We start from the raw sequence: 1,444 nt of genomic DNA on the forward strand, positions 1-1,444 counted from the left end.
CCAGTGTCCGCAAGGACGTGCCGGTTCGACCCCGGCCGCCGGTATAGTATTAAAGACAAGGTTTTCGGACCTTGTCTTTTTCTTTTATTTGTTGAATTTGTAACGCTGAGTTACTTAAAATTACTAGTTTTATAACAAATCATCTAATTTATCCGCTAATTTTTGTTGCTTGCTTGGATACAAATGAGAGTATGTATCTATTGTTGTAGTTATAGAAGCATGTCCTAATCTTTCTTTTACGACAAGATAATCTTCTCCTTGGTTTATTAGTAGGGAAGCATGTGAATGCCTGAAGTCATGAATTCTTATTTTTTTTAAAGAACTATCTCTTTGTAATATTTTTTTATATTGTTTTTCGATTGAATCCTTAGTTATCGTAATCGGGCTATTTTGAAATATCTGTAGATCATCTAGGTTGGTTGTAAATTCTTTTAATCTTTCATGCTGTGTTTGCCTCCATTCTTCTAGTGTCTCCACTAGTTTGGTGTTCATGATGATTCTTCGGGTTCCAGCTTTTGTCTTTGTACTACTAATGTGTTCTTCACCTTTTTTAACGTATATTGATTTACTTACATGGATTGTATTTGTAGAAAACTCTATGTCCTTCCACGTTAGAGCAAGAGCTTCTCCGAGTCTTAGACCAGTAAAAAATAGAACTGTGAATAGTAATTTTATATTGTATTCATCGTTGCTAAATAGTGTTAAGAAATGCTTAAATTCTTTTACTGTCCAGAAATTTAATTTTACTTTTTCTATGGGTAATTTTTTCAGTAATCCTACGGGATGTTCCTTGTAAAATCCCTTTCTTAATCCAACATCCAGAATTTTCTTTAGTAAAATTATAATTTTATTAATAGTGTTTGGACTTAGCTTCTTTTCTGAGTTTTGAGTATTTTTATCTCTTAGATGTTCTCTGAATTGATAGATATCTTCATAAGTTAATTTAGCTACATCATCAACTTTTTCAAAATAGTTTTTTATATGCCTGTTATAGTTGTTTTCTTGTGTATCTATATAGCTTTGTTTTCTGTTGTTTATTCTATCCTCTTCTTTTAAGAGATCATAAAGGATATCAATTGATATTTTTGAGTTGAAACTTTTTTCTTTAAGTTCGACACTTCGTAAGTATTGTTCGGCCTCCAATGCTTCTTTTTTAGTTTTGAATCCTTTTCTTACAATTCTACGTTGTTTTAGAGATATTGGATTTATACCATTGGAAATATCGACAATCCAAGTTCCGTCTTTACTTTTACGTAAGGCCATAAGTTACGCTTCTTTCTGGAGTTTAATTCCTAATAGTTCTTCAGCGACACTGGCTGGAATTGTACCAATCCGTTTGTTATCGTAGATATTAAAACCACGATTCACTAATAGTAATTTGCCAGTATGGATAATCTTTCTTGCAGTTCCTGGAGCAAATCCAAGTTCGATAAGGTCATCTTTT

Annotated in this window: 2 protein-coding genes; both read right to left on the reverse strand. The window is 32.1% G+C overall.

The window, feature by feature from the left end:
- Nucleotides 1–129 precede the first annotated feature (129 nt).
- A complete protein-coding gene (locus tag ADM33_RS08680) occupies nt 130–1,263 on the reverse strand; it encodes a tyrosine-type recombinase/integrase (protein WP_049504556.1) in 1,134 nt (377 codons plus the stop codon).
- 3 nt (nt 1,264–1,266) lie between these two features.
- Nucleotides 1,267–1,444: DUF3173 domain-containing protein (locus tag ADM33_RS10685; RefSeq protein WP_065429219.1), on the reverse strand; the 178-nt coding region annotated here is incomplete at its 5' end.

It is taken from the genome of Streptococcus oralis (assembly GCF_001075875.1).
GTDB classification, from domain to species: domain Bacteria; phylum Bacillota; class Bacilli; order Lactobacillales; family Streptococcaceae; genus Streptococcus; species Streptococcus oralis_I.